The organism is Emergencia sp. 1XD21-10, assembly GCF_009936045.1.
In the GTDB taxonomy this organism is placed as follows: Bacteria; Bacillota; Clostridia; order Peptostreptococcales; family Anaerovoracaceae; genus Senimuribacter; species Senimuribacter intestinalis.
On the sequence record NZ_QWEQ01000008.1, the window covers coordinates 18,912 to 45,498 of the forward strand.

Below are 26,587 nucleotides of genomic sequence, written 5' to 3' on the forward strand. Positions count from 1 at the left end.
ATTTTAATATGTTATTAATATATTAAAGATACATTGGAGGAAAATCTATGGCATGGCACAATGAATTACGAAGTCAATTTCCGGTAACGGGGCTATGTACATATCTGGATTCTGCCTATGACTGCGGCGGTTCTCTCATTGGAAAAGCGGCAGCCAATCGATATTTTGAAGATTGGGCACAGGCGGCGGCGACGGCAAAGCGAGGCGGTCCAGGCAGAGAGCCTTTTTTCAAAATCGCAGATGAGACCAGGGAATACATCGCGGAACTACTGGGTGGTGTTTCCCCGAAGAATGTAACGATTACCAAGAATACAAATGAAGGCTTCAATATTATTATGCAGGGATTTGCGTTTCAGCCTGGCGATAATATTGTCATCTTTGACAGAGAGCACTCTGCCATTGTTGCACCTTGTGTGAATGCGGCTAAATCTCGCGGGGTGAATTGCAAGTTTGCAGAGATGGATTCGGAATTTAATCCTTCCATCGAGACCCTTTGGGAGCAAGTAGATGACCGCACTGTAATGGTATTTGTCAGCCATGTGCAGTCACTGACAGGGTGCAAGATAGATCTGAAGGAGCTCGGAGGCAGATGCAGAGAAAAAGGTATATTCCTGATTGTAGATGCGATACAGAGCGTTGGACTTTCCAGCTTTCGGGCGCAGGAATGGGGCGTAAGTGCTGTTTCTGGCGGTGGCTACAAGGGTCTTGGCGCATTTATCAGCATCGGATATCTTTACTGCTGTGATGCGCTTTTGGAGAAAGTAAAGCCGACCTTTGTGGCAAACAATTACGAAAAGCTTATCCTGAAATACAGCAATAATATTCCGGAACTCTGCTGTCTAGATCCTTTGGATGCGAGCAAATTCGATAACCGTTCCAGCGATTATCTTGGAACCTACGTATTTCACGATTCCTTAAAGGCAATCTTGGAGGTTGGAACCGCAAACATCGAGAGGCATATTACAGCGCTTCTCAGCAAGCTTTACGAAGGTTTGCAGCAGCTGGGATACAACCTGATTACGCCGGAGGCGGCGGAAAAACGCTGCGCATCCCTTTGTATGAAGACCACTCACGCAAAGGAAATTTACCAATACTTCCTGGATCACAACGTAATTTCTTCGTGTAGCGGCGGTCAGTACATCAGAATGTCCTTGGGCGCTTATAATAACGAAGATGACATAGACCGCGCCCTGAAGGCGGCAGCAAACTGTCCGTGGCGGTAGACAGAGACTTCAAATACCGAAAGGTGATTGAAATAAATGAATTTTGCGAAGCAAAAGAAAGGAGAAGGGAAAACAGATGTATAAATACGTAATAAAAAGATTACTTCTTACAATCCCTATTTTGCTGGGTGTTATCGTCCTGGTGTTTGTTATGATGAATATCGTGCCGGGTGATCCAGGTAGAAATATCCTGGGTATGCAGGCAGAACAGGCAGCGGTAGATCAGCTGAATCACGAGCTGGGATATGATCAGCCGCTTCTGACAAGACTGGGCAAGTACTTGAGCGATATCGTTTTCCACTTTGATTTTGGAAAATCATGGATGACTAATCAGGATGTTTTAGCGGATATCATGCGATATTTTGCTTACACCTTTAGGGTTGTACTTTTTGGAACGGCGGTGTATATGCTGTTGGGCGTACCGCTGGGCGTTCTTTCGGCGGTCAAGCAGTACAGTCTGACAGACAACACGATGCGTATCATAGCCATGCTTTTTAATTCCATGCCGTCCTTCTGGCTTGGACTTGTCGCACTTTTAATTTTTTCTTTGAAACTTGGATGGCTGCCGTCAAACGGTGTTGATACGTGGAAGCATTATATCCTGCCGATTGCCGTATATGGCATCAGTAGCGCGGGCGGACTTCTCAGAACAACACGAACCATCATGCTGGAATCTATCAGACAGGACTACATTAGAACTGCCCGCGCGAAGGGCGCTTCCGAAAAACGCATCATCTGGCGTCATGCACTGCCAAATGTTTCGCTTCCGCTGATTAACTTAATAGGTCTGACCTTTGGTGCGATGCTTGGAGGAACTGTTCTGATTGAGACGACATTCTCCATACCAGGGCTTGGTGTTTTAGCGCTTGACGCAATTCGAGCGAAAGATGTGCCTCTGGTTTTGGCGACGACAATCTTCCTGGCAGCGATTTGGTGTCTGGCTGTATTGGCGGTAGACATTATGAGCGCCTACGCAGATCCGAGAGTCAGAGCAAAGTATACAAGTTAAACAGGAGTAGAACTATGTCAGAGAAAATAGTAAAAGAGAATGCGCCGAGAAAACGGCCCAGCCAAATCGCTGAAATTTGGCGTCGATTCAAGAAGAGCAAGACCGGCATGTTTGGTCTGTGCGTTCTGACGATATTTATCGTTATCGCGATTTGCGCAGGACTTTTAGCGGATGAAACCTTAATTACGCAGATTAACCATCAGGAAGCCCTGGAAGGGATAAGCGGAAAGCACATCTTCGGTACAGATAATCTGGGAAGAGACTTGTTTGCACGTATGATTTACGGCAGCAGAGTCAGCTTGTCCATGGGAATCCTCGTTGTGGTGATTTCCTTTACCATCGGTTCCTTTATCGGCGCAGCGACGGGATATTTTGGGGGCACTCTTGACAATATCGTAATGCGTGTCTTCGACGTTTTGAACTGTCTACCGCCGATGCTTCTGATTATGGTAATCGTAGTCAGCTTCGGTACAGGACTTGTCAATCTGCTGCTTGCCATGAGCCTGGGAACCATTCCAATGATTGCCCGAACGGTGCGGGCGCAGGTAATCAGTCTTACCGACATGGAGTACATACAGGCAGCAAGAGCTTTCGGCAGTAAAAATTTTAGGCTTATCGTGCGCCACGTCCTGCCTAATGCCATGGGACTGATTATTGTTGAAGCAGCTGGAACTGTTGCAACTACCATTCTTGCCGTAGCCGGCTATGGATATCTGGGTTTCGGTGTACAGCCGCCAGATCCAGAATGGGGCGCAATTTTATCCAATGCGCAGAACTATATGTTGGATGCGCCGAACCTGATGCTGATTCCGGGTTTTGCAATTGTCTTTTCCGCCATGTCTATTACGCTGATTGGAGACGGTCTGCGTGATGCGTTGGATCCAAGACTCAAGGATTAATTGCAAAGCATTGCGTCATTATAGGAAAGGATCACATTGCCATATGAATAATAGAAAACTGTTAGAAGTAAAAAATCTCGGCGTTGAGTACCGGACAGATTTGGACACCGTGTATGCCGTGAACAATATCGATTTTGAACTGGATTATCAGCAGACGCTGGGTCTGGTAGGCGAAACTGGCGCAGGAAAAACCACTACGGCGCTGAGCATTCTGCGGCTGCTGCCGGATAGAGTGGGTCATATCTCCAGCGGAGAAGTCATTTTAGAGGGTGAAAATCTGCTGGAAAAGACGGATTTAGAGATGCAGCTGATTCGCGGGGAGAAAATCAGCATGATTTTCCAGGATCCGATGACCAGCTTAAACCCGATTATGCCGATTGGAGATCAGATTTTAGAAGCGCTGAGTCTGCACAATAATCAGAACAGAACCCAAAAGGAAATGGAAAAGCGGGTGGAGGAAGTGCTGGAGTTGGTAGGAATTCCGGCATCCAGAAAGAATGAATATCCGCACCAGTTCTCCGGCGGAATGAAACAGCGCGTTGTCATTGCTATCGCTTTGGCATGTGAACCTGAGCTTCTGATTGCCGATGAGCCAACTACGGCTCTTGACGTAACCATTCAGGCGCAGGTTCTCAGCCTGATGAAAGAGCTGAAAGAAAAGCTGCAGACCTCCATGATTATGATTACGCACGATTTGGGCATTGTGGCACAGACCTGCGATAAAGTCGCTGTCATGTATGCCGGCGAGATTGTAGAAGCCGGAACGGTCATGGACATTTTTGCAAAGGAGAATCACCACCCGTATACCGATGGACTCTTTGGCAGTATTCCGAAGATTGCAGTCAGGGAGCGCCGGTTAAAGTCCATCAAAGGGATGATGCCGGATCCGACTGATTTGCCGAAGGGCTGCAAATTTTCACCACGCTGTGAAAAGTGTATGAACATTTGCAGACGGCAGGAGCCGCCTGTATTTGAGGATGGTACGCATAAGATTAAGTGTTTCCTTTACGGAGGTGAAGACAATGAGTGATAAGACGCCTTTAATCGAAGCAATTGATATTAAGAAATATTTCCCGGTCAAAAAGCATATGCTTCACGCCGTAGACGGATTAAGCTTTCAAATTGAGAAGGGAAAGACTCTGGGCGTGGTAGGCGAATCCGGATGCGGTAAGAGCACCCTGGGAAAGACCATGATTCGCCTGATTGAGCCGACCGGCGGTAAGATGCTGTTCAAGGGAGAAGACGTGTTTTCCATGAAGGCAAAGGAAATGCGGGAGATTCGTAAAAAGATTAATATCATCTTCCAGGATCCTTACGCATCTCTCGACCCACGTATGTCCGTGGCGGAAAGCATCATGGAGCCGTTGCTGCTGACCAAGCTTTATCCCAATAAGCGTGAGGCAGAAAAGAGAGTTAAGGAGCTGATGGATATCGTAGGTCTCAGCGATCGGGTCAGACAGTCTTATCCCCATGAGTTGGATGGCGGCAGACGACAGCGTGTGGGCATCGCAAGAACGCTTTCGGTAAACCCGGAATTTGTCGTATGTGACGAACCAGTTAGCGCGCTGGATGTAAGTATTCAGGCGCAGATTCTGAATCTGCTGATGGATTTGCAGGATGAATTAGGACTGACATATATGTTCATCACCCACGACTTATCGGTTGTGCGCCACATTTCCGATGATATTATCGTGATGTATCGCGGTGTGTGTGTAGAACAGGCTAGCAGCGATGAGCTTTTCGCGAATCCATTGCACCCGTATACCAAGGCGCTGCTTGCTGCGATTCCAGATCCGAGTGTAGCCGGCATTGGCAAAGAGCCTATGATTCTGAAAGGAGAGGTATCCTCTCCGATTGATCCGGGAATCGGCTGCAGATTTGCGGGACGCTGCGAATACTGCAGTGAGGCGTGCTTGGCACAGGACATTGTGATGACGGAAGTGACGCCGGGACACAAGGTTGCCTGCTGCATGCATTACTAAAGTGATATACGGCACAAAGCTGATATTAAATATGAACGATCATCAAGAAAACTAGGAGGTTAGTAAGATGAAAAAACGAATTTTAATTTCATTCCTCTGTTGTTTGCTGGCAGTTACCATGCTGACAGGCTGCGGCGGGGACGACTCGCAGGGAAGCGGAAAGAATCCGGAGGAAATCACTATTTCTTACGAATACAAATCCCCGCTGAATCCATTTGACTATTCTACGGATTTGACAAGAAATATTGTGGATAATTTGATTAGAGTCGATTGTGACAACGGAGACAGCATTACAGGAATACTGGCAGAATCCTACGAGGTATCAGACGATCAGCTTGAGTGGACCTTCCATCTTCGCGACGCGAAATTCTCCGACGGCAAGCAGGTAACGGCAGACGACGTAGTTGGATCCTTAGAATATGCGCTGAGCACACCGACCGGCGCAGTAAACTATGTGGGTTATTCTGCGGAAGCCAAGGACGAAAAGACTGTTGTCATTAAACTGGCAACCATGAGTCCGAATGCGGCATATTACATTTCTACAATTCCGGTCATCAATATGGAAAAATTCAAGGAACTGGGCGATGAAAAGTATTTCGCTGAAATGATTGGAAGCGGCGCTTATATGCTGGAAAGCTATGACGAAGCAACAGGTCTTGCCATTTTAGTCGAAAATCCTGAGTACTGGGGCGAAGCGCCGTCTATTAAGAAGGTAACCATGCGTTACATTCCGGATTCAAATACTGCTCTGATTGCGCTGCGTAACGGCGAGGTCGACTTTACGGATATTCCGTCTTCTACTTGCAAACAGGCAAGCGGAGATGACAATCTAAAGGTAGAATTCGGCAGACAGACGCTGGGCAACTATATCATCTTCAACACAGAAGCTGACCAGGTGAAAGATGAGAAGCTGAGACAGGCAATCCTGTATGCCATCGACTGTGACGGTCTGGCTAAAATGTCCGCTGTTGAGGGGGACTATGCAGTAGAAAATTGCTTCTATCTAGATACATGGGGCATTGATAAGGAAGGTATTCCTACCTATGGCTATGATCCGGAAAAAGCAAAGGCACTGATTAAAGAAGCTGGTCTGTCAACACCGGTAGATCTTGGAGAAATCAAGATTACAGGTGATCAGGCATCTATGTGGGAAGCAATCCAGCAGAGCCTTGCTGAGGTTGGCATCAATATCAAAGTAAGCTCTGTAGAAACCACAGTTTGGCTTGAGAGCATTTGGAAAGGCGACTTCAAAATGGGCGCAATGACAAATTCCGAAATGATATCCTTTGGAGACGTTTGTGAAAATTTCCACAGTGAAGGAATTGAACTGGGCTACAACCTGTGCAGATACAATGACGCGACGCTGGATAAGTACATCGATGCAGCCAGATTCTCCACAGATTCTGAAACGCAGATGAAGAACTTCAAAGAAGTAGCGAAAATTATCAACGAAAAGGCACTTTGGGCAGATCTTTTCCACTATGGACGTATTTACGCTATGAATAAGAACCTGAACGCAAAAGTTGAAGACCCTAATATCTACTTCAATGAAATGAGCTGGAATTAAGTTCAGATTTAGATTATAATTGCAGGAAGAATGACTCATTGTAAAATGGGTCATTCTTATCATCGCACAGAAAAATGAGAGGAGATAAAAGAAGATGAATACAAAGGATATAATGAATATTGCCCTGAAGCTGGCAGGGATTACGGAAATTCCGGAGGACAGCGATATCAATGTACCGTGTGAAGATGTAAAACGGGTGCTGGCGGGCGTAGATATCGATTCCGCGGAAATTCTCGCGGCAAGCATGAAAGGCTACGACTGCATTCTGCGCCATCATCCGCGGGGCTATCGGATGGCGAACGTAGGAGAAATGGAAGTGCGCGACCATATGAAAATGATGGTGGACAACGGTGTGCCTGCCAATATCGCGCAGAAACTCGCGGCGCCGAGAAAACAGAGAATGAATCGCTCCATGCATATGCTTAATTTGGTTGGACAGGTACAGTTTGCGGAATTTCTGGGCATGGGCTATCTGAGCATTCATACACCGGCCGATTTGATCTTTGAAAACGCCCTGAAAGAGCGCATGAAAAAGCTGGAAGCGGAAAAAGATGCGGCAAAGGAAGCGGTAACCTGCGGTGATATCATCGAAAATCTCCTCGAAATTCCGGAGCTTTCCAAAACTCCAATCAAGCCGGAAATCTGGATTGGGAATGAAGACAGCTTCGCCGGTAAAATTATGGTAACCATGGCAGGCGGCGGCGCGCCGACGGTAGAGGAATTCCTTGCCTGTGTGAACGCCGGTGTGGGAACTATCCTGACCATGCATATTGAGCGTGAGGAAATTGCGGAGCTGGAAAAGGACGGCCGTTGCAATGTTATCGTAACCGGCCATATTCCAAGCGACGCTTACGGCATCAACCGCATTACGGAAGAACTGGAGAAACAGGGCGTTGAAGTTGCCAGAATCGGCGGACTGGTGTACTAGAGCGTTCCCACAAGGCGGAGATGAAAAAGAACTTGGAATTGCAGGAGAAACAGTTGTATGAAAAACAGAGCGCAATTGCAATCGCATTAAAAGCGGCAGGCACTGACCCTGAGCAGATTTCAGAGTTAACAGGACTAAGCGTAGAGGAGATTACTGAATTATAATCGAGATAGAGGGTTTCATAAAAAGAGATAACAGACAGAGGACGCAGGGTTTCACCGGAATGCTTCTGTCTGTTTTTGAATTTCTTTCGCCTATTTTTGCATAGGTTTGGTCACTCTCTTATTAGTTTGCTGAATTCGGAAAGGACAGCAGCGGAATTTGCGCGCGGATACTGTTTGTTGGAATTTCAATTCTGGTAACGGTATCCGGTCTTTGGGTGTGCTGCGTATCGATGCCGTACAGAATTAGAGCCAGCTGATGGCCTTTTTTCAGGCTGTGGTCTGTCGGAATCATATCAAAGCTGTAATGCATGGTTTGGCCGGGGATGATTTCCTCCTTGCTGTAGAGACAGGTTCGATTCTGTGCGTTGAGGAAGCCGCGGCTGATTACCTTGTAGGCTGACGGATCGCTTTCTCTGCCGAAGACGAAGCAGCCATTTTCCTTGACAGGAATTTCGCTGACCGGAATCTGTTCGGTGGTGAATCTGCAGTCCTGCCCGATATCCACCAGCATAGCGCTGAGGATGGCAGTTTTTTGATCTATCGCCGCATCGAAGGATACTTTGACGGTTCCGGAAATGCGGAGCTCCGGTGCGTCAAAGTCAGCCACTTCTGAAGAGGCGTCCGCCTTCCAAGGGTTCCAGAAAAATCTGCAGCGGTACGCTGCCTTTTCATCTTCGTCGAGGATCAAGTGATCCAGCCATTCCTTCTGGTTATTGGCTTCCTTGTCATAGACCGTGGCGGACAGGTCGTCAGTGATGACTGTGATATCCTGCGGCGCAGCGGCTTTAATCGGAAAATCCTGGTAGGACCAGCTTGCAGGCGGCCAAGTGTCAGAGGTGAACCAGAAAGACTGGTCTGTGTTGCTTTCCACAAGAACCTTCGGCTCCTTCTCGACGCCGTTGTCAACCCCTTTCAGGTAGTGATCCAGCCAGCGGTCCAGCATCGGCGTGACGCCCGCATCCTTTAGAGCATAGACGTGGGAGTGTTCCCCTTGGTGGAGGAGCAGCTTTCTCTCTATGCCATTTCGCTCCAGCGCCTGAAAGAGCTGGACGCATTGGTCGGTTTTTACGTTCCAATCGTTAATCCCATGGATGATAAATGCGGAGGCTTTGAAGTTGCTAATCTGATTGAGATAATTGCGCTCATCCCAGAACAGATTGTAATTACCGGAATTGCGGTCTTCACATTCTACCATATGTTCCATCTCGGCGGCATAAAGGTCTTTTACCTGTTCGTAGTCAGAATCCTTCGCTCTGCTGAAGCAGAATTTTGCCAGGGAGTCGATGTCTTCTCCCTGACAGCCGATACCGCAAGTGACAAGTCCATTGGTGCGGTAGTAGTTATACCAGTTACAGATGCCGGCTTCCGGGATGATGGTTTCCAGCCCTTCGACCCCGGTGGCCGCAACACCGATTGCCATGGTGCCCAGATAGGATTTTGCGATCATAGCAATTTTTCCCGTGCACCAGTCGGCTTTTATTTCGATGTTGTCGGTTCTGTTGGTAAAGGCGCGGCATCTGCCGCAGAGCCAGTCGATGACAGCACGAAACGCCAGAATTTCTTCACGGGAGCCGGTCAAAAGCAGTCCCTCAGAGCCTTTTGTGCCCAGACCGCCGCAAAATATGGTTGCGTATCCCCTCTGGTTAAAATGGTTGTAAATCCGGTTGAGATCTTCCGGCTCCTCTTGCGGGTCGCAAGGAGAGGTCTGTGCAAACCCGCAGGTTTTGCGGGGCTGCACGGCAGAATAGACCGGCTCTTTAGAAAAATCGAAACGGATTTCCTCTTCGGAAATGTTCTGGGTCGGATAAACCCTTACATCCTGATTGACAGGATAGGGCACGTACCAGTCCTTGTTGCAGTCCAGCAAATAGGGATCGGCTTCGTAGACAACGGGAACCTTTTCGCCGTAGAGGGTAGAGACCGGACGTTTGATGTAGACGGCAATCAGATCGTATTTGCCGTCCTTGTCTGTATCTACCGGAGTCTCTACATAGACCCGTTCAAAGAATACTTCTTCATTTATGGTATTTGTTTGTGTGACAGTCATCATTGTAAGTTCCTTTCTTGTATCGTGTGCGTGGGAAGAATCAAATGCTCTGCGCGATGAAGGTGCGGATATCTCGTTCCAGATTTGCTGCGGCCTTTTCGTTTGTGTAAATCATGTGACCGCCCTCGTACTCTCTCCGGTAGATTCGCGCCTGATCAAGACCCAGCTGAGAAATGATATAGCGGGCGTATCCCGCGCAGGTACATAAGTCAAAGTAGCCGGTTGCGAACATCACGTGCAGGTTCGGATTTCTGCGCATAGCAGCTGCGAGACTCTGCGCCGGCGTACGGCCGCATTTGTAATTCCAGCTGAAATTAGAAGCGATATTGGTGGTGATGTAAGCTCGATCCAGACCAATTTGCAGTTTTTTCTTGAAATGGGAATGGAAAAGAGCGGTATAGGACGGAGTGGATTTTGCCATAGACGGATCGTCAAAAGAGTCTCTTGGACCGATTTGATCGGACAAAGGCAGGGTCACGCGGCTGTCATATCCTCCAGCTTCCAGCCCGCGGTCGCGTATAACAGTTGAGAGGAATGCTCTCGTATCGGGTTTCAGACCGTTTTGTCGGAGGCAATCTTCAGAGAGCCCGGTAAAATAGCTGAGCTTTGAAGTGGCGGCGCTTTTTTCCGCAGGTGTCATATAATCTCCCAGCAAAAGCGCGTGGGCGTATTCCCCGACAGAAAACTGGTACGCTTCCTCGACAAAGTCCTCCAAAGACGTTTCGGTGATTTTGTTGTGATAGTGATTGGCGGCGGCATAGGACGGGAGTTTCAGTACAGTCGGCTCGACATAGAGCGGACCGTGGGATTCCTCCACATGGAACGTAGAGCCCATCATGATAATTCCGTTTAAAGAAATGCCGGTGAACCGCTTTACAGCTACACCGCCCATGAGTAGATCGGCAAGAACCGCGGAACGGAGGGTGCCGTAGCTTTCACCACACAAAAAGTGAGGAGAGTCCCAGCGCTGATATTTGCTGAGCCAGTGTTCGATGAACAAGGCCAGCGACATGGCGTCTTCTTCTACGCCGAAAAATTCACCCGCAGCCTCCGGGGTGAAGAGCTTGCCGAACCCGGTCTCTACGGGGTCGATGAGGACAAGGTCGCAGAGATCCAAGATGCAGTGGGGATTTTCCTCGACCGCATATGGCGGCACAACGGGGGAATCGCCGGTCTTGCTGATTTTGGCTCTGTCTGTGCCGAAAAAGCCTACGTGCAGCAGGTGAGAGGAGGAACCTGGTCCTCCGTTATAGACAAACAGAACCGGGCGATTTTTCGTATTCTTTGCGTCAGTTCGAAGATAAGTATAAGAAAAAATGCAGGCGGCAAGATTGCCGTCCTTGCCATCAATCATCGTTTCCTCGGAAATTGTTTGGTAAGGGATGCTTTCTCCTTTGATTGTGGTTTTTCCCTCAAAAACAAAGCGTTTCCCGGGTTCTTTTTCTGAAATTCTCATTGCGTTACCTCCTGATAATTGTATAAAAATCGGTTGACAAAACACAAAAAAAGTATTAATATATTAATAGTATATCTCTAGTGTTTAAAAATGTCAACGCAATGAGGCGAATTTTTTATAGAAACATTTGGCAAAGTTTTCATGTTGATAAGACAAAAGAAAGAAGACGTGATATACTGGATACAGCGAATATAAAGGAAGACAAGAGGTGATATTTCTACGGAACTATTGCCCTTTTGGAGGTTGTAAAATGAAAAAATCAATGGTCGAAAGAATCTATAAGGAACTGAAAAACCAGATTCTGAATCAGACCTTTACGAGAGAGGTCTTTTCGGAGATGGATCTTGCGGAACAATTTCAGGTCAGTAAGACGCCGGTGCGCGAAGCGCTGAATATTTTATGTTCAGAAGGCTTTATCGCACGGTATCCAAGCTTTGGCTATGTGCTGAAGGATATGACACCGATGGAATATAAGGATATCAGTGAAATTCGATACATTCTGGAAGCAGGAGCAGCAAAGATTATCATCGAGCTTTGCAGTGATGAGGAGATTCGGCAGCTTTACGATACGCTGCAGGCGCCTGCGGATGTTTCCCACAACATCGTTAACCTGAATTTCCACAGCAAGCTGGGCGAGCTGACCAAGAATCAGATTTTATATAATGAAATTATCCGCATGACAGAGGTGATGGCACGTCCCGGACAATACGTGGACGTTAAGATAAAGCGCAGCGGTGAGTCCTGGCACGAGAAGATTATCGAAGCACTGCTGGCAAGAGATTTGAAGGAAGCGCAGCGCTGCATCAAACAGGATCTTGTCTATATCGCCAAGAATGAAACCACAATCTAAAGAGCGGGTGCGTACTGAGGCAGCAAAGCAATACAGCTGATAGTATAAGGAGTCAGAAATGGAACGGAAAAACATTTGGGAAAATTTTAGTGAAGAAGACCGCAAGGGCGTTGAGACCTTTGCGCAGGACTATATGGAATTTTTGTCTGCTGGAAAGACGGAGAGAGAATGCGTATCACAGGCGGTTTTGGCATGTGAAGCGGTAGGATTTCGCAATCTTTTTCAGTGTGATGCGCTCAAAGCCGGAGACAAGGTGTATGTCAATCACATGGGAAAATCTTTTATGATGTTTGTAATTGGCAGCGAGCCTTTGGAATACGGCATGAACATTCTGGGAGCCCACATCGATTCCCCGCGCATTGACGTGAAGTCTAATCCGCTGTATGAGGACAGTGACATTGCGTATCTGGACACCCACTATTACGGCGGAATCAAGAAATATCAGTGGGTAACCATTCCCCTTGCGCTCCACGGCGTAATCGTCAAAATGAATGGGGAAACCATAGAACTGCACATCGGCGAGGATGAAAAGGATCCGGTATTTTCCATTTCCGATTTGCTTCCGCATCTTGCAAAGGACCAGATGAGCCTAACTGCTACCAAGATTGTCGAAGGCGAGAATCTGGATTTAATCGTCGGAAGCCAGCCGTTGAAAGGGGAAGAAAAGGATGCGGTCAAGGCGAATATTTTGGCGTTGTTAAAAGAAGCCTATGGGATCGAGGAAGAGGATTTCCTCTCTGCTGAACTTGAAATCGTGCCGGCAGGAAAGGCACGCGATATGGGGTTTGATCGCAGCATGATTCTCGGATATGGCCACGACGACCGTGTTTGCGCATATCCGTCTATGCGGGCGGTGATGGATTTTGAAGGCGTTCCAAAGAGGACGATTTGCTGCATCCTTACGGATAAGGAAGAAATCGGCAGCGTCGGCGCGACCGGCATGGACAGCCGTTTCTTTGAAAATACTGTGGCGGAGGTGCTGGCGAGAACTGGCGCGCATAGTGACCTGATGCTAAAACGCACACTGGGGAACAGTTTCATGCTTTCCAGCGATGTGTCGGCGGGCTTCGATCCGCTCCACGCAGGTGTATATGAGAAAAAGAATGCGGCCTTCCTCGGAAAGGGAATGTGCTTCAACAAATATACAGGATCCGGCGGCAAGGGATTTTCGTCGGATGCGAACCCGGAGTTTATTGCCAAGCTGCGGGCTGTAATGAATGAAAACAAGGTATCCTTCCAGTTTGCTGAAATCGGCAAGGTGGATCAGGGCGGCGGCGGTACCATTGCCGAAATGTGCGCCAAGTACTGCATGAACGTAATCGACGCAGGAATCGCCGTGCTGTCCATGCATGCGCCTTACGAAATTGTATCCAAGGTGGATGTGTACGAAACCTATCGCGGTTACAGAGCATTTCTGAAAGGAATTAAATAAAAAAGCTTCATCAATACCATCCTTTGATTGTTTGGTTTACAGAAAGGGCTGCAGACATTAGCGGAAATAACCGTTAATTGTCTGCAGCCCTGATTTATTTTATGATACGAGAAAAAAAGAGGGCTTAATGCCCTCAGAGAGAAAAATGCTGCTTGCTGCTATGAGAGTTATGCAAGCGGTTCGCAAACATCTTTGATGCCTGTCATCATGAGCGCAATCAGCATGATGGACTGCGGTCCCTTGTGCATGTCGGTGGTATCGAAAAATTCGTCCAGAGAGTGGATACCGCCGTGCATGCCGCCGGTGCCCAGTGTGACTGCCTGAATGCCGGCGCGAATCGCGGCGCCGGAGTTGGAGTTTCCGGTTTCCGTGACTAGAGGCGTCTGTCCGCTGATTTCGGAGATGACCTTGTAGGCAGCGCCGCAGATTGGATTATCCGGGTTCTGTGGCGCAGGGGAAAGTGCTTCATTTTTGATGATTTCAAAGGTTACAGGAGGTTCTTCAAAACGCGCGTTTTCTTCGGCGCAGGCTTCTTCAGCGATTTGTCTGATTGCTGCCGTTGCCGTCGCCATCCCTTCGTGGGTGCAGGCGCGAACCTGGATGTTCAATTTTGTCAGGCTGGTGGTGCAGCCCTGGCCTTTATGCGGGTCGGAGGTGATGTTGTCTACCAGTAGGAAGGTTCTTTCCTCCTGCTTGTACTCGGAGAATTTAACGGCTGCTCTTGCCGCTGCGGTCAGACAAGGAGAGTATTTTCTCAAGCTGAAACGTTCTTCCATGCTTCTGAAGCGGATTTCAAAATCACATTCGCTGCTGGCGCCGTAGGCAAACCAGTGGGAGCCTGCGCAGTCAAGAGAAATTACCGCGTCAAAGGTGTTTTCGGCGATGAATTTGTGCATGCCGAAGATGCCGGGTTCTTCTTCTACGATGCCGGCAAAGTATAGGTCACCGGTGGTTTCGATGCCTTCGTGATTCAAAGCCCGCAATACGCTGAGCATGGCGGCAAGACCGCTGGCGTCGTCCGTGATACCAGGCATGTATACTTTGTTGCCTTCAAATTTTGGCTCTAGCTTGGTATAGAGAGGAAAAACCGTATCGGTATGGGCGTCGATTAGAACCTTGGGTCCGTTGCTGGTTCCTCTGCGCACGCCGTAGACGTTGCCGAAGCGGTCTGTTGTGATATCGGTCAGTCCGTACTGGCGGAAATAGTCCTTCATCGCGTTAGCGCGCTCTTCCTCGTGATAAGAAAAAGCAGGAATCTTGGCAATCGCAATCTGCTCTTCCAACCGCTTTTCCTGATCCGGTACTAAAAAGTCAAAAGCCTGTTTTACCTTTGGATTGGATTTGACGGTTTCGTATGTTTTCTGGACAGCGTCGCTGACCTTTATTTTTTCGCTCATGGTGAACCTCCTTATGTGCAATAAAATTCACGGCTAAATATATCTTTAATATATTAATAATATCATTCAAGCATTCTTCTGTCAATATAGGTTGGACAAAATTTTCACCGTAAAGGCACAAAATAGATTCATTTATAATTTTGTGGCAATCCATACTGTACATCGGTGCAGATTCTTCTGACTGCGGTCTTTTTGCAATAGACGTTTGTTTTTATGCGTCTGCCGTAAGAAATGCGGCAGCAAACGGTTTACTTTTTGCGGAAACGCTGATATAATAGAAATATAATTTTAATATATTAATGGATCCGGCGCTGCATCACCGGCGAAAAGCAAAGAGCAAAATGCGAATGCTAAATCATAAAACGCAGATGCAGACGCAAGAAATTTGAAAAGGGAAGGTCGTATCATCTATGTATGATTTAGTTATCAAAAATGGAACGATTGTTGACGGTACTGGGCGCAGTGCTTATCGGGGCGATATCGGCATCAGAGATCAGAAAATCGAAAAAATTGGAGATTTGCAGGATGTGCAGGCGCATGCTGTCATCGATGCGGCAGGAAAAACTGTAACGCCTGGCTTTATTGAGCCGCATTCTCATGTGGATATGACGTTGCTGTTTCATCCCTCCATGGAAACTTATCTGATGCAGGGGGTAACGACTGTGGTTTCCGGAAACTGCGGTCATGGAATGGCGCCAATGGGAAATGAAATTTATCGGTGCGCGGTGGATGCGGATAGAAGGGCGACTGAAGAGCTGGAGCCTGAATTCTTTGGAAGTATGCCGCCAATCTTTACAAATCAGAAAAAGATAAAGCCCTTATTAAAGAAATATTTTGATGTTGACCTGGACTGGCATACCTTTGAGGAATTCAACAGAAAATGCGAGTCTCTTCCAATCGACTGCAACATCGCGCCTCTTGTGGGACACAGCGCAATCAGAAACACGGTAATGGGGGCAGACTGCAGGCGCGAGGCCACAGAAAAAGAATTGCAGGAGATGGAGCGGCTGCTTAGAGATGCGATGGAACAAGGCGCGTTCGGCTTTTCCACAGGCAGAGACCCTGCCTATGAGCCTTCTGTTTATGGAGACGATGCGGAAATCATCCGGCTTTTGAAAATTGTCAAAGAATACGATGGAATTTTCTCTTCGCATACAGCCAACTTTTTGGATGGCACCTTTGATAATATGACAGGCTACAGAGAGTTTTTTAGGCAGGCAAACGCTGCTGCAGTAAGAGCGAATATTTCCCATGTGCAGCTGATGGCCGAGGATCGAAAAGGCGCGGTAGAGGAAGCACAGAATATCATCAAATACTTTGAGGAAAACGAAGCCCAGGGACTGGACTTTTCCTACGATGTAATTCCAATTGCGGATGCCAGTTTCGTGCTTTGTCCATATCTTGCCTCGGTGTTTGCGCCTTTTGTGCGGATGCTGGGAACACGGAAAAGATTGGCAGAATGCCTTGCTGTACCTGATTTTCGGGACATGGTGCGTGCCGTGGTTGAATCGGGCATGCTGCCGTCTATCGATACCAGACAGTCTGACGGTATCTTTGGCAGGTTTTATATTGCAAAAGCGAAAAACAAGAAGCTGGAAGGAAAACTGATCAGCGTGCTGGCAAAGGAGGCACGCGAAAATCCGCTGGAATATGCCATGAAGCTTCTGACAAAGGATCCAAATATCCGGTGTGGAATGAGTTTTCAGCCTTGCAGAAAAGCCTATGATATCTTGATTAATCACAGATTTGCCATGCCTTGTATTGACGGTAGCAGTACGGACAAGGATACCAGCTACAGCTTGTCGCCGGAACTTCCAGAATATCCGGCACCGTTTTATTATAACGGGATGATAAGCTGCGTTGTGCACAGCAAAAGACCTCGATTTGAGGACACCATCAGGCAGATGACCGGATTTGTCGCAGAAAGATTTCAGATTCCAAAACGTGGAGAACTGAAGGAAGGAAATTTTGCCGATATTTTAGTCATGGATCGCATGAGACTCCAAAGCTATGAGCTGGACGAAAATGAACGTAAATATCCGGATGGACTGGACTATGTTGTTGTAAATGGCGCCGTGACCATTGAGAAAAAGAAGCATCTTGGCGTGGCCTTTGGTCAAGTTTTGAGAAAGGAAAAGAAGTAATAAAATCATGCAGATTGAAAAAAGAATGGAAGCACTCGGCATTCAATTGCCGGAGTCATATACCGCAATTGCAAATTATGTGCCTGTGACCCGAAATGGAAATATCCTGTATCTTTCCGGCACGGGTCCAAGTGTGGGTAGAGAAGCGATTTACAAGGGAAAGCTGGGAAGAGATATCAGTATAGAGGACGGATATCAGGCGGCACGCCTTTCCGCGATGAATGTTTTAACGATGCTGAAGCAGGAACTGGGGGACTTGGATCAGGTCGATCAGATTCTGAAGATGACAGGCTACATCAACTGTACCGAAGACTTTACGGGACAGCCGTCGGTTTTGGACGGTGCGTCCGACCTGTTTGTGGATGTATTTGGCGAACGCGGAAAGCATGCCCGCGCGGCAATCGGTATCAATGCGCTGCCGATGTCTTTACCGGTAGAAATCGAAGTTATTGTAAGATGTAAAGAGTGAAAAGGAGTACGCTTATGAAGCGGAAGGAACAGATAGCGGCGTTAAAAGAATACCAGAAAAAGCGTAGAGCATTCTATCATATGTCAAATCTTTTGGCTTATGACGCTTCTGTGGCGATGCCGCCCGGTGCGGTAGAACTCATGGGGGAAACCATGGGCGTAATCGGCGGGCAGCTGCATAGTCTGCAGACTGCATCTTCTACGAAATCGCTGTTAAACGATTTGTACGAAGCTAGAGAAGAACTGGATTTACAAACGCGCCGCGAGGTGGAGGAACTGCATTTGGAGCAGGAAAAGATGGAAAAGATTTCGGAAAAAGAACTTGTTGCCATGGAAGAAGCAGAAAATCTGGCGACGCATGCTTGGGAACAGGCAAAGACAGCAAATGATTTTTCAATCTTTGCGCCCCATTTGGAACAGGTCATTGCCATGAAAAAACGCTATGCAGCCTGTGTGGCGCCGGGCAAAGATGTGTATGAGGTTCTTCTAGATGAGCATGAGCGCGGTATGACAAAGGCGCAGCTAGAGCCGTTTTTTGATGCGCTGCGCGAAGAACTGGTGCCTTTGTTTAAGAAAATCGGACAGAAGGAGCGGCCGGACCTATCCTTTCTAAAAGGACCGTTTTCCATAGAAAAGCAAAGGGAGCTATCTGAAAAAGCCATGGATCTGATGGGGATTGACAAGACTCGCTGCACCCTTGGGGAGACGGAGCATCCATTTACGATTCGCTTTTCCAAAAATGACGTGCGCATTACCACCAAGTATCTAGCGGAGGATGTGATGAGCAATCTCTACAGCATCGTTCACGAAGGCGGACACGGACTGTATGAGCTTTCTATCGATGATGCGCTGATTCGCTCGGTACTGGGCGGCGGCGCTTCAACTGCGATGCACGAAGCTTCGGCGCGTCTTTGGGAAAACTGCATTGGACGCAGTCAGCCGTTTTGCGAGGCGCTGCTGCATCTTTTGCGGCAAGTTTTTCCGGAGTCCTTTGAAGCGGTGGACGAGGCGGATTTTTACCGCGCAATGAACGTAGCAAACGCAGGTTGTATCCGTATGGACGCAGATGAATTGACCTATCCGCTGCACATCATGGTGCGCTATGAAATTGAAAAACGCATTTTTGCGGATGAAATTTCTGTCAGTGAGATTCCGGTCGAGTGGAATCGCCTGTATATGGAATATTTGGGAGTAGAAGTACCTGATGATGCCCATGGCGTGCTGCAGGATATGCACTGGGCCAGCGGCGCTTTTGGATATTTTCCAAGCTATGCGATTGGCACTGCATATGCTGCCCAGATTTATAGGGCGCTGCAAAGAGAGGTAGATATCAAGGCGTGCTGTCAAGCAGGTGACCTCAGCAAGGTACGGCAGTGGCTCACCGAAAAAATCTACCGATACGGCATGCTTTATTCTGCACAGGAACTTCTTGAAACGGCGTGCGGGACGCCGTTTGAGCCGTGCTGCTATGCCTCCTATCTGAAAGAAAAATACGAGACACTGTACGGGATTTGATTGCTGTAATCGTGTGCTCTGTGTTTCTTAAAAGCGCTGCAAATCCTGGAGATGCAGAAAAAGCCTATCTGCTTGAGCGCGTGATAGGCTTTTTTGATGTTTTTACAGGATAACATACAGCTCGATGGTCCATTTTCCACAGACAACGGCTTTTACTTCTGATTCTGCGGCGGTTAGGTGACAAACTTCGCGTCTGGTGCCAATCAGCTTCTGCAGATAAGGGGACTGTTTTAAAAGCGCTGCCGCAGCCATACTTTCTACATGTTGGTTCAGACTGTCATCAATGTATAAAATGACACCTTTTTCCAAACCAGATGCACCTTCGAGGGTGAAGGTATAGGTTTTAGCATCTTCGTGGTTGCCGTGATACGTAAATCGTTTGATTTGCTGTCCATCCTGGGCAAGCGAGATTTTAATATTCGTTTGCGCAGTTTGTTTTCCAAGAGAAGATACAATTTTCTGCAGCTCTTCGATATCCCAGTTTTCCTCCGTTACCTCCTGTGGTTTGCCTTTATACACCGATCGAAACTTTGACGGCGGACAGCCGAGAAAACTGGAAAATACCTGATTATAGTATCTTATAGAGGAAAAACCACTGGTTTCGGCGATATAGGTCAGCGTATAATCTGTATCTAGAAGCTGAATGACCGCATTAATCGTTCTGTAATAGTTAACGATTGTGTGAAAGTTTTTCTCCAGTTTTGCAGTAAACTCCCTGGACAAATAAGGGATACTCAGATATTCGCTTTGCGCAATATCTTTAAGTGAAATTTTGTTTGTTACGTTGGCAATCATATAGGAACTGATGCGCTGAAACCGTTCTTTGCTGATATTTTCCTGCTCGTTTTCAGAAAAGATATGTCCTACATCGTCGAAATGTTCCATAATATAATGCAGCAGATTCATCGCTTTTTCATGGGCATCAGCAGATGAAATGCCTTTGCGCGCATCCAAGGCAAAACAAAGCAGCAGTGCGGCGAGTGAGTCTATATATTCTTTTTTCGCAGCGGCGCCAAAGAAATTGCAGATGTTGCAGTTGTAGGTAACCCATTCAAAATTCATATTGGTGCACTGCAGAAGCTTATCATCAAAGCAAAAATATAGAACTCTGCAGGAATCGTTTTCTGCCTCCATCATAACCGGTTCTTTCACGTTGAGAATTTCAAGCTGTCCTTCATACAAGGTCTGCTTGCCTGCTACAGTTGAAAATTGTAATCGCCCTGACACAATATAGATTAAGGTCAGTTTTTTACAGATATGAAAAGGAATCTGACTGATGGAGGCGATTCCCAGTTTGCATATGCCTGGATAGTTTAACATATGAATCCTCCTTGTTAATTTCCCTAATTACACTGCAGCAGCGTGTTTTTGCACATAAGATTCTAGTTTATTTCTGCTTGTGGATATTTTTTGATAATCCATGTCTTCATCAGAATAATATATAAAATTCCTGAGAGAAACAGATTGGCAAAGAATTGCGCGTCACCCAAATTCCAACAGATGACTGTTGTTGCAACAAGCGAGATGATTGCCGCCGGATTTATATTTTTGAAATATTTGTATTGACCGTTCAAGTCATATAAATCTTCCACGTTGATTTTTCTCTTTCTGAGAAAATAATAGTCGCTGATCATGATGCCTGCAACAGGCGCGAGAAGGTTTCCTATGATGACCAGAACGTTGGTCATAGATTCCGCAGCAGACCACGGACGCATTGCTAGACCGATGAGACCTGCAATCACTACACCCATTGCGAAAGAAATCTTTTTGGGAGCGGTGTTGGTAATGGTGTACGCCGCTGGAAACAGATTGGCAGTATCATTGGTACACCAAGTCGAGACAAGGATAAATAGCAGACAGATGATCAGCGCCAGATCACTTCTTCCAGCGTTGATTGCCACTAGGATTTTAGCCGGATCGCTGTAGCCTGTTGTGACAACACCGACAATCCCAATGAAGGTGTAGAATAATACTGCTGGAATGATGCCGATTAACTGTGACGGCAGATACTTTCGCGTGACTTTTCCGAGTGTAGATACTTCCTCTGGCGAAATGGTGCAGTCACGGGTAATATCCATAATCGAAATACTCATGGTTGTCCAGCCGCCTGTAAAGCTCAGCGCCGCAAACATGAAAGAGCATTCTTTTTCGGTCGAACCGGACATGGTCCAGATCTTTGCAAAAGAAAGACCAAAATCGGTAAACGCGACATAGGCAATGTAAATGCCTACGGCAATCAGCATTGGAACGGCCACTTGACTCAATCTGGTTACTGCTTTGATGCCTAATGTTGTATGCAGAATCTGTATTAGACCTACGATGATAATCCACAGGGTCAGGTTATCATATGCGAATCCTACATGAATGATTTCGTTCATGGCAGACGCGGCTACCCATGTCTGAAAACCGAACCAGAACATGGCGGGAACAGCTCTGAAATAAGGAATGATAATGGCGCCAGCATATCCAAAGGACGGTCTTAACGAAACAGCAAATGGAATCCCGTATTTTATGCCGATATCCTGCGTAAAGAATAAAATAATGAATAGCAGTAAATGGCCTACAAGACAGGCAAGCAGAACCTCCCAGGCAGGAATCATTTGGTATAGCTGTGCCGCTGACATAAAAATGGTTACTTCGATTGCCATGGCGAACCAAATCGCAATCAGCTTATTTGGTGTAACGGTTCTCTTATCATAAGGACATGGAAGGATATCTTTTCCGGTCAATACGCTGCTTTTCTGCTCGATATCCTTTATTTCCAGTATATCATATTTATTTTGTGCCTTCATCTTATTTTTCCTTTCTCTGCCAAACGGCCTCTTTCATATAGGCTTTCATCAGTGCATAGCCCGGCGCGATATCCTTAAGGGATGTAAATTCATCGGGCGAATGGCTGATTCCGTCTTTGCTGGGTACAAAAATCATATTGGTTTTTATCTTCGGTGCGATAATCTGTGAATCATGTCCCGCACCGCTGGCAATTTTTGTCCAGGCAGCATTCTGTTTTTCGGCGAGTGTTGCCAGAGTGTCAATTCCTTCTGTATCCATCGGGGCGGGTGGTTCCTGACAAGCGTAGACAAGCTCCGGCTTATACGCAGGAAACTTTTCTAAGAGCGATTGCAGCATTTCCTTTGCTTCATCCAGCAAAAGCTGATCGCCTGAACGAATATCAAAGGTTAAGGTTACCTTGCCCGCGATTACATTGCTTTTTCCTGGTTCGACAGTGATATTTCCAATGGTGCAGACCAAATCGCTGCCCTTGGAAAGAGCCCAATGGTTCAAAATCTCGATGAATGAGGCGGCAGCAGGAACTGGGTCGCAGCGCAGACTCATTGGTGTGGTACCCGCGTGATTTTGCAACCCATGAAATATAATATCTCCTACTAAAAGTCCGACGATTGTTGTTACGATGCCGATTTGCTGCTTCGTTTTTTCTAAGACGCCGCCCTGTTCAATATGCAGTTCCAGAAACTGGCTTACATCTTTGCGGGGCATTGGGAGTTCGCCGTTGTAATAACCGCAAGCGCTCAGCGCATCGCGCAGGGAAATACCATCGGCGTCCTGCTCCTGCAAATCTGAGTCACTTAGCATACCTGAAATTGCCCGGCTTCCTACGTAGCCGCTTAAAAATCTGCTGCCTTCTTCTTCACAGAGTGCAACAACCTCAAGTGTCATTTCCGGTGTTCCGTAGGCGCGGTATAGTGCGCCGCCAGCGGCGATAGCAGTGATGATACCCAGAGCCCCATCATAGTGACCGCCGCCAGCAACCGTATCTCTGTGGGAACCTGTCAGAAAAACGGTATCGGTTTTTCCCTGAATTCGTCCATATAGATTGCCTACTTGGTCAAAGCGAGTCTGAAAGCCCGCATCTTCCATCCACTTCTGTAACAGAGCTACGCCGCTGCAGTCTTCGGGCGTATAAGAGGCTCTCCAGTAAGATCCATCTTTTACAGCGGTCTTCGCAAGACTTTTTATAGCATTTTCAATCCATTTTAACTCTTCATTCATTGCTGTTTCCTCCTGTAAGATACCATCATTTCTGCCATTTGAACTGATTCGCAGATGCCGTCGATGACGGGAATTCCTGCAGCTTCCGATAATCGTTTTCCTTTTCCTGCAAAAGCGGCACAGCCTAGAATTACAGCGTCGGCACCATCTTGCTTTCGGCATTGGTCAATGATCCGATAGATTCGCTCATCGGATGCAGTTACGGAATCTTCCACTGTGGAATTGATATAACGGATGGAAGCCAGATTTTCTGTATCGCCTAAATCCCGCACGCTGCCAATCCAGGGGGAAATATCCGACTCATTGCCGGAGGCAATAATGGAATATCTGCGGCCAGATAACCTGGCGAAAATGGCGCTGCTTTCGTAAAGACCGACTACAGGCTTTCTAATAAGCTCTCTGGCAGCGCGAAGTCCTGGATCGGCAAAACAGCCGATGATAGCAGCGTCGAAGTTGGGTTCTTCCCTGATGAGCAGATCTGTTACAGACAGACCTGCTTTCATCTCATCGTGAGAAGTTACAATCGCCTTTGGCACATTAGAGCAGTGAACAACATCAATTTGCAGTTTTTCCGTCTGCAAAGGAGTTATGGCAGCTCTTAAGGTTTCCGTTACGATAGCAGAAGAATTGGGGTTTACCAGTAAAATCCTCATTTAGTCCACCTTTCCCTCTGGCGCGATAAAGGTTCCGCTGCCTTTTTCTGCGAGAATGTCAGTCCCGTTATACACCTCTGTGCCGGCAACAATAGTATGGGTAATTTTCCCATTCACCTGCATACCGTGATAAGGACTCCACTTTATCATCTGTTTCAAATTTTCATCGTTGACCGTCCACATCAGATTTGGATTCAAAATCGCAAGATCCGCATCTGCGCCTACGGCGATTCGACCTTTGCGCGGATATAGATGATAACGCTTCGCGGCATTAGTACTGGTTAGCGCGACAAATTTTTCCAGAGATAGCCCTCTTTTGATAACGCCTTCGCTGAAAAAAAGCTGATAGCACAGTTCCAGACTTGTGACACCGGCAGGCGCAAGAAAGGCGTTCTCTTTACCTGCCATCTTTTCTTCGATGGTGTAGGTGGCATGGTCGCTGCAAATCCAGTCAATTTTGTCGTCAAAGATACAATTCCAAAGCTCTTCAACCCGCTCTTCTTGGCGAAGAGGCGGATTGCAGATGCCAAATACACCGAGCGCAGGAAGCATGGAGCGGTTCAGTACCAAATAGTGCGGACAGGTTTCTACTGACAGGTCAGCGCCTTGTTTTTTCGTTTCGCAAACGATGTCTACGGCCTCTTTTAAGGTACAGTGAGCGATATTGACGCTGCAGCCGGTCGCCTTTGCCAGCAGGCACATTCTGGAAACAGCTTCAAGCTCAGCAATTTCCGGTCTGCCGTCTGGATAGTCTTCCGGCTTTGTTTTTCCTTCTGCCTGAAGCCGTGCGGTACAGTATTCTACAATATCGTTGTTTTCGCAGTGGATTGCAAGGACGGTAGGGTAGTCTGCCAGAAATTTCATGCGTTCTAAGAGCTGTCCGTCGTCTAGCTTTGGGATTTCCGGGGAATAGGTCAGGAACGTTTTAAAAGCAACAGCACCGCTTTCAAGCATTTTTTCCATTTCGTCCTCGTTGCTGGCAGAGCAGGCTCCAAAGAGTCCAAAATTTACAATTGCTTTTTGCTTTCCGATTTCTTTTTTTTCTTCAAAAGCTTTCAAGTTATCCGGAAGAGGAAAGGTCAGGGGATGCTCTAAAACTGTGGTGATTCCTCCTGCCGCAGCAGCGCAGGTTCCCGTATAGAAATCTTCGCTGTTGGTCAGACCGGGATCGTTGAGATGTACATGGGGATCGACAAATCCCGGCAGCACGTACTGCCCCTGCGCGTCAATTTCGCGGGAAGCGGTATCAGATTTGAGTGTTTTGCCAATCTGCGCGATTTTTCCGTCTTTGATAGATAAGTCTACTCGCTGAAGACCATCTTCTGTAATAACTTGTCCATTTTTGATTCGTAAATCATAATTCATAATTGTCACCTCCTGTCTCCATTATATCTGTCTGAAAATTTAGTACAATGCAACTTTTTAATGTGTATATGTCAGATTTTGCGGTTTGGGGAATCTGTTTCCAGCCAGTTGAAGCCCTGATTTTTAAAATATTTGTGATAATCTGTATTTGTCATCATATCAGGAGTTTCTCTGTAGAAAATGCTGATAAAATATTGGTAGTAGTTGAAATATCCTTGTTTTCGAATCTGATTCACAGCATAGTTTTCAAAGGATTCTCCACTCCAGGCTTTGCAGCTTTCAGAAAATGCCTGCAGACTTTCTTCGCTCAATGGTTTTTTCCAGTTTTTGAAATGTTCCTGAAAAGAAGCTTCCAGGTCTTGATTCAAAACGTCACGATATACATTCTCATGAACCAGCAAACTTCCGGCATACTTATTCATAGGTTTCTTTTCTTGAGCAGGGTAGCCTATACATAAAATTAGTGCAGGGCATACATAGGAAGGCAGCTGGCAAAGTTTTGATAATTCTTCCATGTAACTGATAGGATTTCCTACGCAGATTGATTTCATTCCTTTTGATTCCGCTGCAATACACATATTCTGCATAACCATGCCGATTTCCATAAGAATGAACCATAATTCGGTAAAGGAGTCTGCATTGCGAAGGGGAAAAGGGTACTTGCTTGCCAGCTGTTTCATTCGGCGAAAATCAATGCAGAAAAGAAGAACAACAGGCGCTTTTTCAATAAATTTTTGATTATAGGAAAGCTGTGCCAGCCTGGCTTTTTTTTCGGCATCTGTCACATGAATGATAGAATATGCCTGGAAATTTCCGGAGGAGGGGGTGCTGAGTCCTGCGGCGATCATTTCCTCCAAATCATTTTGACTGACTTTTCTTTCTGAAAAATTCCGGCAGGATGATCGGTTAAAGATAATCTCTAAGGTTTGATTTTTCATAAATTTGCTCCTTTCGTTACCTTTTAGTATACACTTTGTAGCTTTTTTAGAAATGGTGTATTTTAACCTTTTTCTGTCGGATTTTGCTGGAGGAGGGAGAGCTTTCCGAAACAATAATTGTCTTTGCAGAACTATACCCTTTGTTGCATCAAAAAAAGGAAAAAATAAACTGTCTGCGAAGTGAAAAAGCTTTTAGCGAGGTATTACACTAGATTTTTGGAATATAAAGAAGGATTTTATTGGGAATAGAGCCAATAAAATCCTTATTTTCAACGGACTTTTATAAGAGTTCATCATATGCAGTGGGCGTTTTCCTTTTTTTAAAGGATATATTGAAAAAATCTGCAAAGCAAGAAAATGTTTCATTTAGGTACTACATTTTTCTTTGTGCTGAAGTGGATCGTGCATAGCGCTAGCTTGCGACACCTTGTCCACTTGACAATTCCGCCTGCCCGCTATGCAAAAATCAAAGAATGTGATAAAATGTAAAAAGCTATCCGGCGCATTTACCCGTGCTTTGCAGGCGGCAAGTGCGGGCG

At 46.7% G+C, this 26,587-nt stretch carries 22 protein-coding genes; 13 read left to right on the plus strand and 9 right to left on the minus strand.

From position 1 onward, the window contains the following. Positions 1-47 precede the first annotated feature (47 nt). The 8 genes from D1151_RS06165 (at position 48) to D1151_RS16720 (ending at position 7,772) form a co-directional block, all read left to right on the plus strand. Positions 48-1,223 (plus strand): aminotransferase class V-fold PLP-dependent enzyme, encoded by a 1,176-nt coding sequence (locus D1151_RS06165; RefSeq protein WP_161908319.1) that lies wholly within the window; start codon positions 48-50, stop codon positions 1,221-1,223. 76 nt (positions 1,224-1,299) lie between these two features. Continuing rightward, the gene (locus tag D1151_RS06170; protein ID WP_161908320.1) at positions 1,300-2,232 is read left to right on the plus strand and encodes an ABC transporter permease; all 933 of its coding nucleotides are present in this window, start codon (positions 1,300-1,302) and stop codon (positions 2,230-2,232) included. Between the two features lie 14 nt (positions 2,233-2,246). Further along, positions 2,247-3,131 (plus strand): ABC transporter permease, encoded by an 885-nt coding sequence (locus D1151_RS06175; protein ID WP_161908321.1) that lies wholly within the window; start codon positions 2,247-2,249, stop codon positions 3,129-3,131. Between the two features lie 43 nt (positions 3,132-3,174). Next, entirely contained in the window at positions 3,175-4,161 is a 987-nt protein-coding gene (locus D1151_RS06180; protein ID WP_161908322.1) for an ABC transporter ATP-binding protein, read from the plus strand. Next, a complete protein-coding gene (locus tag D1151_RS06185; RefSeq protein WP_161908323.1) occupies positions 4,154-5,113 on the plus strand; it encodes an ABC transporter ATP-binding protein in 960 nt (319 codons plus the stop codon). Before D1151_RS06180 ends, D1151_RS06185 begins: the two co-directional genes overlap by 8 nt. 67 nt (positions 5,114-5,180) lie before the next feature. Continuing rightward, positions 5,181-6,680 carry an ABC transporter substrate-binding protein gene (locus D1151_RS06190; protein WP_161908324.1) on the plus strand — a complete coding sequence of 500 codons (1,500 nt, stop codon included), beginning with the start codon at positions 5,181-5,183 and terminating at the stop codon, positions 6,678-6,680. 94 nt (positions 6,681-6,774) lie between these two features. Continuing rightward, on the plus strand, positions 6,775-7,608 hold the full coding sequence (locus D1151_RS06195; protein WP_161908325.1) for a hypothetical protein: 834 nt from the start codon (positions 6,775-6,777) through the stop codon (positions 7,606-7,608). Positions 7,609-7,628: 20 nt separating this feature from the next. Beyond that, on the plus strand, positions 7,629-7,772 hold the full coding sequence (locus D1151_RS16720) for a hypothetical protein (RefSeq protein WP_207708618.1): 144 nt from the start codon (positions 7,629-7,631) through the stop codon (positions 7,770-7,772). A 121-nt stretch (positions 7,773-7,893) separates the two neighbouring features. Here the strand turns inward: D1151_RS16720 and D1151_RS06200 are convergent, their stop codons facing one another. Both D1151_RS06200 and D1151_RS06205 read right to left on the minus strand, forming a co-directional pair. Then, positions 7,894-9,822, minus strand: coding sequence for a CocE/NonD family hydrolase (locus D1151_RS06200; RefSeq protein WP_207708619.1), 1,929 nt, complete (start codon positions 9,820-9,822; stop codon positions 7,894-7,896). Positions 9,823-9,859: 37 nt separating this feature from the next. After that, positions 9,860-11,275, minus strand: coding sequence for a S10 family peptidase (locus D1151_RS06205; RefSeq protein WP_161908327.1), 1,416 nt, complete (start codon positions 11,273-11,275; stop codon positions 9,860-9,862). 250 nt (positions 11,276-11,525) lie between these two features. Between D1151_RS06205 and D1151_RS06210 the strand changes: the two genes are divergently transcribed. Next, the gene (locus D1151_RS06210; RefSeq protein ID WP_161908328.1) at positions 11,526-12,125 is read left to right on the plus strand and encodes a GntR family transcriptional regulator; all 600 of its coding nucleotides are present in this window, start codon (positions 11,526-11,528) and stop codon (positions 12,123-12,125) included. Between the two features lie 58 nt (positions 12,126-12,183). After that, positions 12,184-13,557: an aminopeptidase gene (locus D1151_RS06215; RefSeq protein WP_161908329.1), complete on the plus strand. Its 1,374-nt coding sequence runs from the start codon at positions 12,184-12,186 to the stop codon at positions 13,555-13,557. 167 nt (positions 13,558-13,724) lie between these two features. On the opposite strand, the gene D1151_RS06220 is transcribed toward D1151_RS06215, so the two are convergent. Further along, positions 13,725-14,954: a M20 family metallopeptidase gene (locus tag D1151_RS06220; RefSeq protein WP_161908330.1), complete on the minus strand. Its 1,230-nt coding sequence runs from the start codon at positions 14,952-14,954 to the stop codon at positions 13,725-13,727. A 410-nt stretch (positions 14,955-15,364) separates the two neighbouring features. Here D1151_RS06220 and D1151_RS06225 point away from each other — a divergent pair, with 410 nt between their 5' ends. From D1151_RS06225 to D1151_RS06235, 3 genes are read left to right on the plus strand one after another with little or no spacing between them, the layout of a single operon-like run. Then, complete coding sequence (locus D1151_RS06225; protein ID WP_161908331.1) at positions 15,365-17,098, plus strand: amidohydrolase family protein; 1,734 nt, start codon at positions 15,365-15,367, stop codon at positions 17,096-17,098. 7 nt (positions 17,099-17,105) lie between these two features. Next, on the plus strand, positions 17,106-17,567 hold the full coding sequence (locus D1151_RS06230) for a RidA family protein (protein ID WP_202620389.1): 462 nt from the start codon (positions 17,106-17,108) through the stop codon (positions 17,565-17,567). A gap of 14 nt (positions 17,568-17,581) precedes the next feature. Further along, positions 17,582-19,081 carry a carboxypeptidase M32 gene (locus tag D1151_RS06235; RefSeq protein WP_161908332.1) on the plus strand — a complete coding sequence of 500 codons (1,500 nt, stop codon included), beginning with the start codon at positions 17,582-17,584 and terminating at the stop codon, positions 19,079-19,081. Between the two features lie 102 nt (positions 19,082-19,183). On the opposite strand, the gene D1151_RS06240 is transcribed toward D1151_RS06235, so the two are convergent. The 6 genes from D1151_RS06240 to D1151_RS06265 all read right to left on the minus strand — a co-directional run bounded on the left by D1151_RS06240 (position 19,184) and on the right by D1151_RS06265 (position 26,048). Next, positions 19,184-20,401 carry a helix-turn-helix transcriptional regulator gene (locus D1151_RS06240; RefSeq protein WP_161908333.1) on the minus strand — a complete coding sequence of 406 codons (1,218 nt, stop codon included), beginning with the start codon at positions 20,399-20,401 and terminating at the stop codon, positions 19,184-19,186. Between the two features lie 62 nt (positions 20,402-20,463). After that, positions 20,464-21,873, minus strand: coding sequence for a cytosine permease (locus tag D1151_RS06245; protein ID WP_161908334.1), 1,410 nt, complete (start codon positions 21,871-21,873; stop codon positions 20,464-20,466). A gap of 1 nt (position 21,874) precedes the next feature. Continuing rightward, complete coding sequence (locus tag D1151_RS06250) at positions 21,875-23,092, minus strand: M20 family metallo-hydrolase (RefSeq protein WP_161908335.1); 1,218 nt, start codon at positions 23,090-23,092, stop codon at positions 21,875-21,877. Beyond that, entirely contained in the window at positions 23,089-23,745 is a 657-nt protein-coding gene (locus tag D1151_RS06255; RefSeq protein WP_161908336.1) for an aspartate/glutamate racemase family protein, read from the minus strand. Before D1151_RS06255 ends, D1151_RS06250 begins: the two co-directional genes overlap by 4 nt. Next, positions 23,746-25,110, minus strand: a complete 1,365-nt coding sequence (gene allB, locus D1151_RS06260; protein ID WP_161908337.1) for an allantoinase AllB — start codon at positions 25,108-25,110, stop codon at positions 23,746-23,748. Between the two features lie 71 nt (positions 25,111-25,181). Beyond that, complete coding sequence (locus tag D1151_RS06265) at positions 25,182-26,048, minus strand: nitroreductase family protein (protein ID WP_161908338.1); 867 nt, start codon at positions 26,046-26,048, stop codon at positions 25,182-25,184. Positions 26,049-26,587: the final 539 nt, after the last annotated feature.

Coding starts and splice junctions, on each gene's coding strand:
- D1151_RS06220 (WP_161908330.1), bottom strand. CDS start 14,954: ATGAGCGAAAAAATAAAGGTCAGCGACGCTGTCCAGAAAACATACGAA.
- D1151_RS06225 (WP_161908331.1), top strand. CDS start 15,365: ATGTATGATTTAGTTATCAAAAATGGAACGATTGTTGACGGTACTGGG.
- allB (WP_161908337.1), bottom strand. CDS start 25,110: ATGAATTATGATTTACGAATCAAAAATGGACAAGTTATTACAGAAGAT.
- D1151_RS06250 (WP_161908335.1), bottom strand. CDS start 23,092: ATGAATGAAGAGTTAAAATGGATTGAAAATGCTATAAAAAGTCTTGCG.
- D1151_RS06210 (WP_161908328.1), top strand. CDS start 11,526: ATGAAAAAATCAATGGTCGAAAGAATCTATAAGGAACTGAAAAACCAG.
- D1151_RS06245 (WP_161908334.1), bottom strand. CDS start 21,873: ATGAAGGCACAAAATAAATATGATATACTGGAAATAAAGGATATCGAG.
- D1151_RS16720 (WP_207708618.1), top strand. CDS start 7,629: ATGAAAAAGAACTTGGAATTGCAGGAGAAACAGTTGTATGAAAAACAG.
- D1151_RS06230 (WP_202620389.1), top strand. CDS start 17,106: ATGCAGATTGAAAAAAGAATGGAAGCACTCGGCATTCAATTGCCGGAG.
- D1151_RS06190 (WP_161908324.1), top strand. CDS start 5,181: ATGAAAAAACGAATTTTAATTTCATTCCTCTGTTGTTTGCTGGCAGTT.
- D1151_RS06255 (WP_161908336.1), bottom strand. CDS start 23,745: ATGAGGATTTTACTGGTAAACCCCAATTCTTCTGCTATCGTAACGGAA.
- D1151_RS06265 (WP_161908338.1), bottom strand. CDS start 26,048: ATGAAAAATCAAACCTTAGAGATTATCTTTAACCGATCATCCTGCCGG.
- D1151_RS06170 (WP_161908320.1), top strand. CDS start 1,300: ATGTATAAATACGTAATAAAAAGATTACTTCTTACAATCCCTATTTTG.
- D1151_RS06215 (WP_161908329.1), top strand. CDS start 12,184: ATGGAACGGAAAAACATTTGGGAAAATTTTAGTGAAGAAGACCGCAAG.
- D1151_RS06195 (WP_161908325.1), top strand. CDS start 6,775: ATGAATACAAAGGATATAATGAATATTGCCCTGAAGCTGGCAGGGATT.
- D1151_RS06235 (WP_161908332.1), top strand. CDS start 17,582: ATGAAGCGGAAGGAACAGATAGCGGCGTTAAAAGAATACCAGAAAAAG.
- D1151_RS06180 (WP_161908322.1), top strand. CDS start 3,175: ATGAATAATAGAAAACTGTTAGAAGTAAAAAATCTCGGCGTTGAGTAC.
- D1151_RS06175 (WP_161908321.1), top strand. CDS start 2,247: ATGTCAGAGAAAATAGTAAAAGAGAATGCGCCGAGAAAACGGCCCAGC.
- D1151_RS06240 (WP_161908333.1), bottom strand. CDS start 20,401: ATGTTAAACTATCCAGGCATATGCAAACTGGGAATCGCCTCCATCAGT.
- D1151_RS06205 (WP_161908327.1), bottom strand. CDS start 11,275: ATGAGAATTTCAGAAAAAGAACCCGGGAAACGCTTTGTTTTTGAGGGA.
- D1151_RS06185 (WP_161908323.1), top strand. CDS start 4,154: ATGAGTGATAAGACGCCTTTAATCGAAGCAATTGATATTAAGAAATAT.
- D1151_RS06165 (WP_161908319.1), top strand. CDS start 48: ATGGCATGGCACAATGAATTACGAAGTCAATTTCCGGTAACGGGGCTA.
- D1151_RS06200 (WP_207708619.1), bottom strand. CDS start 9,822: ATGATGACTGTCACACAAACAAATACCATAAATGAAGAAGTATTCTTT.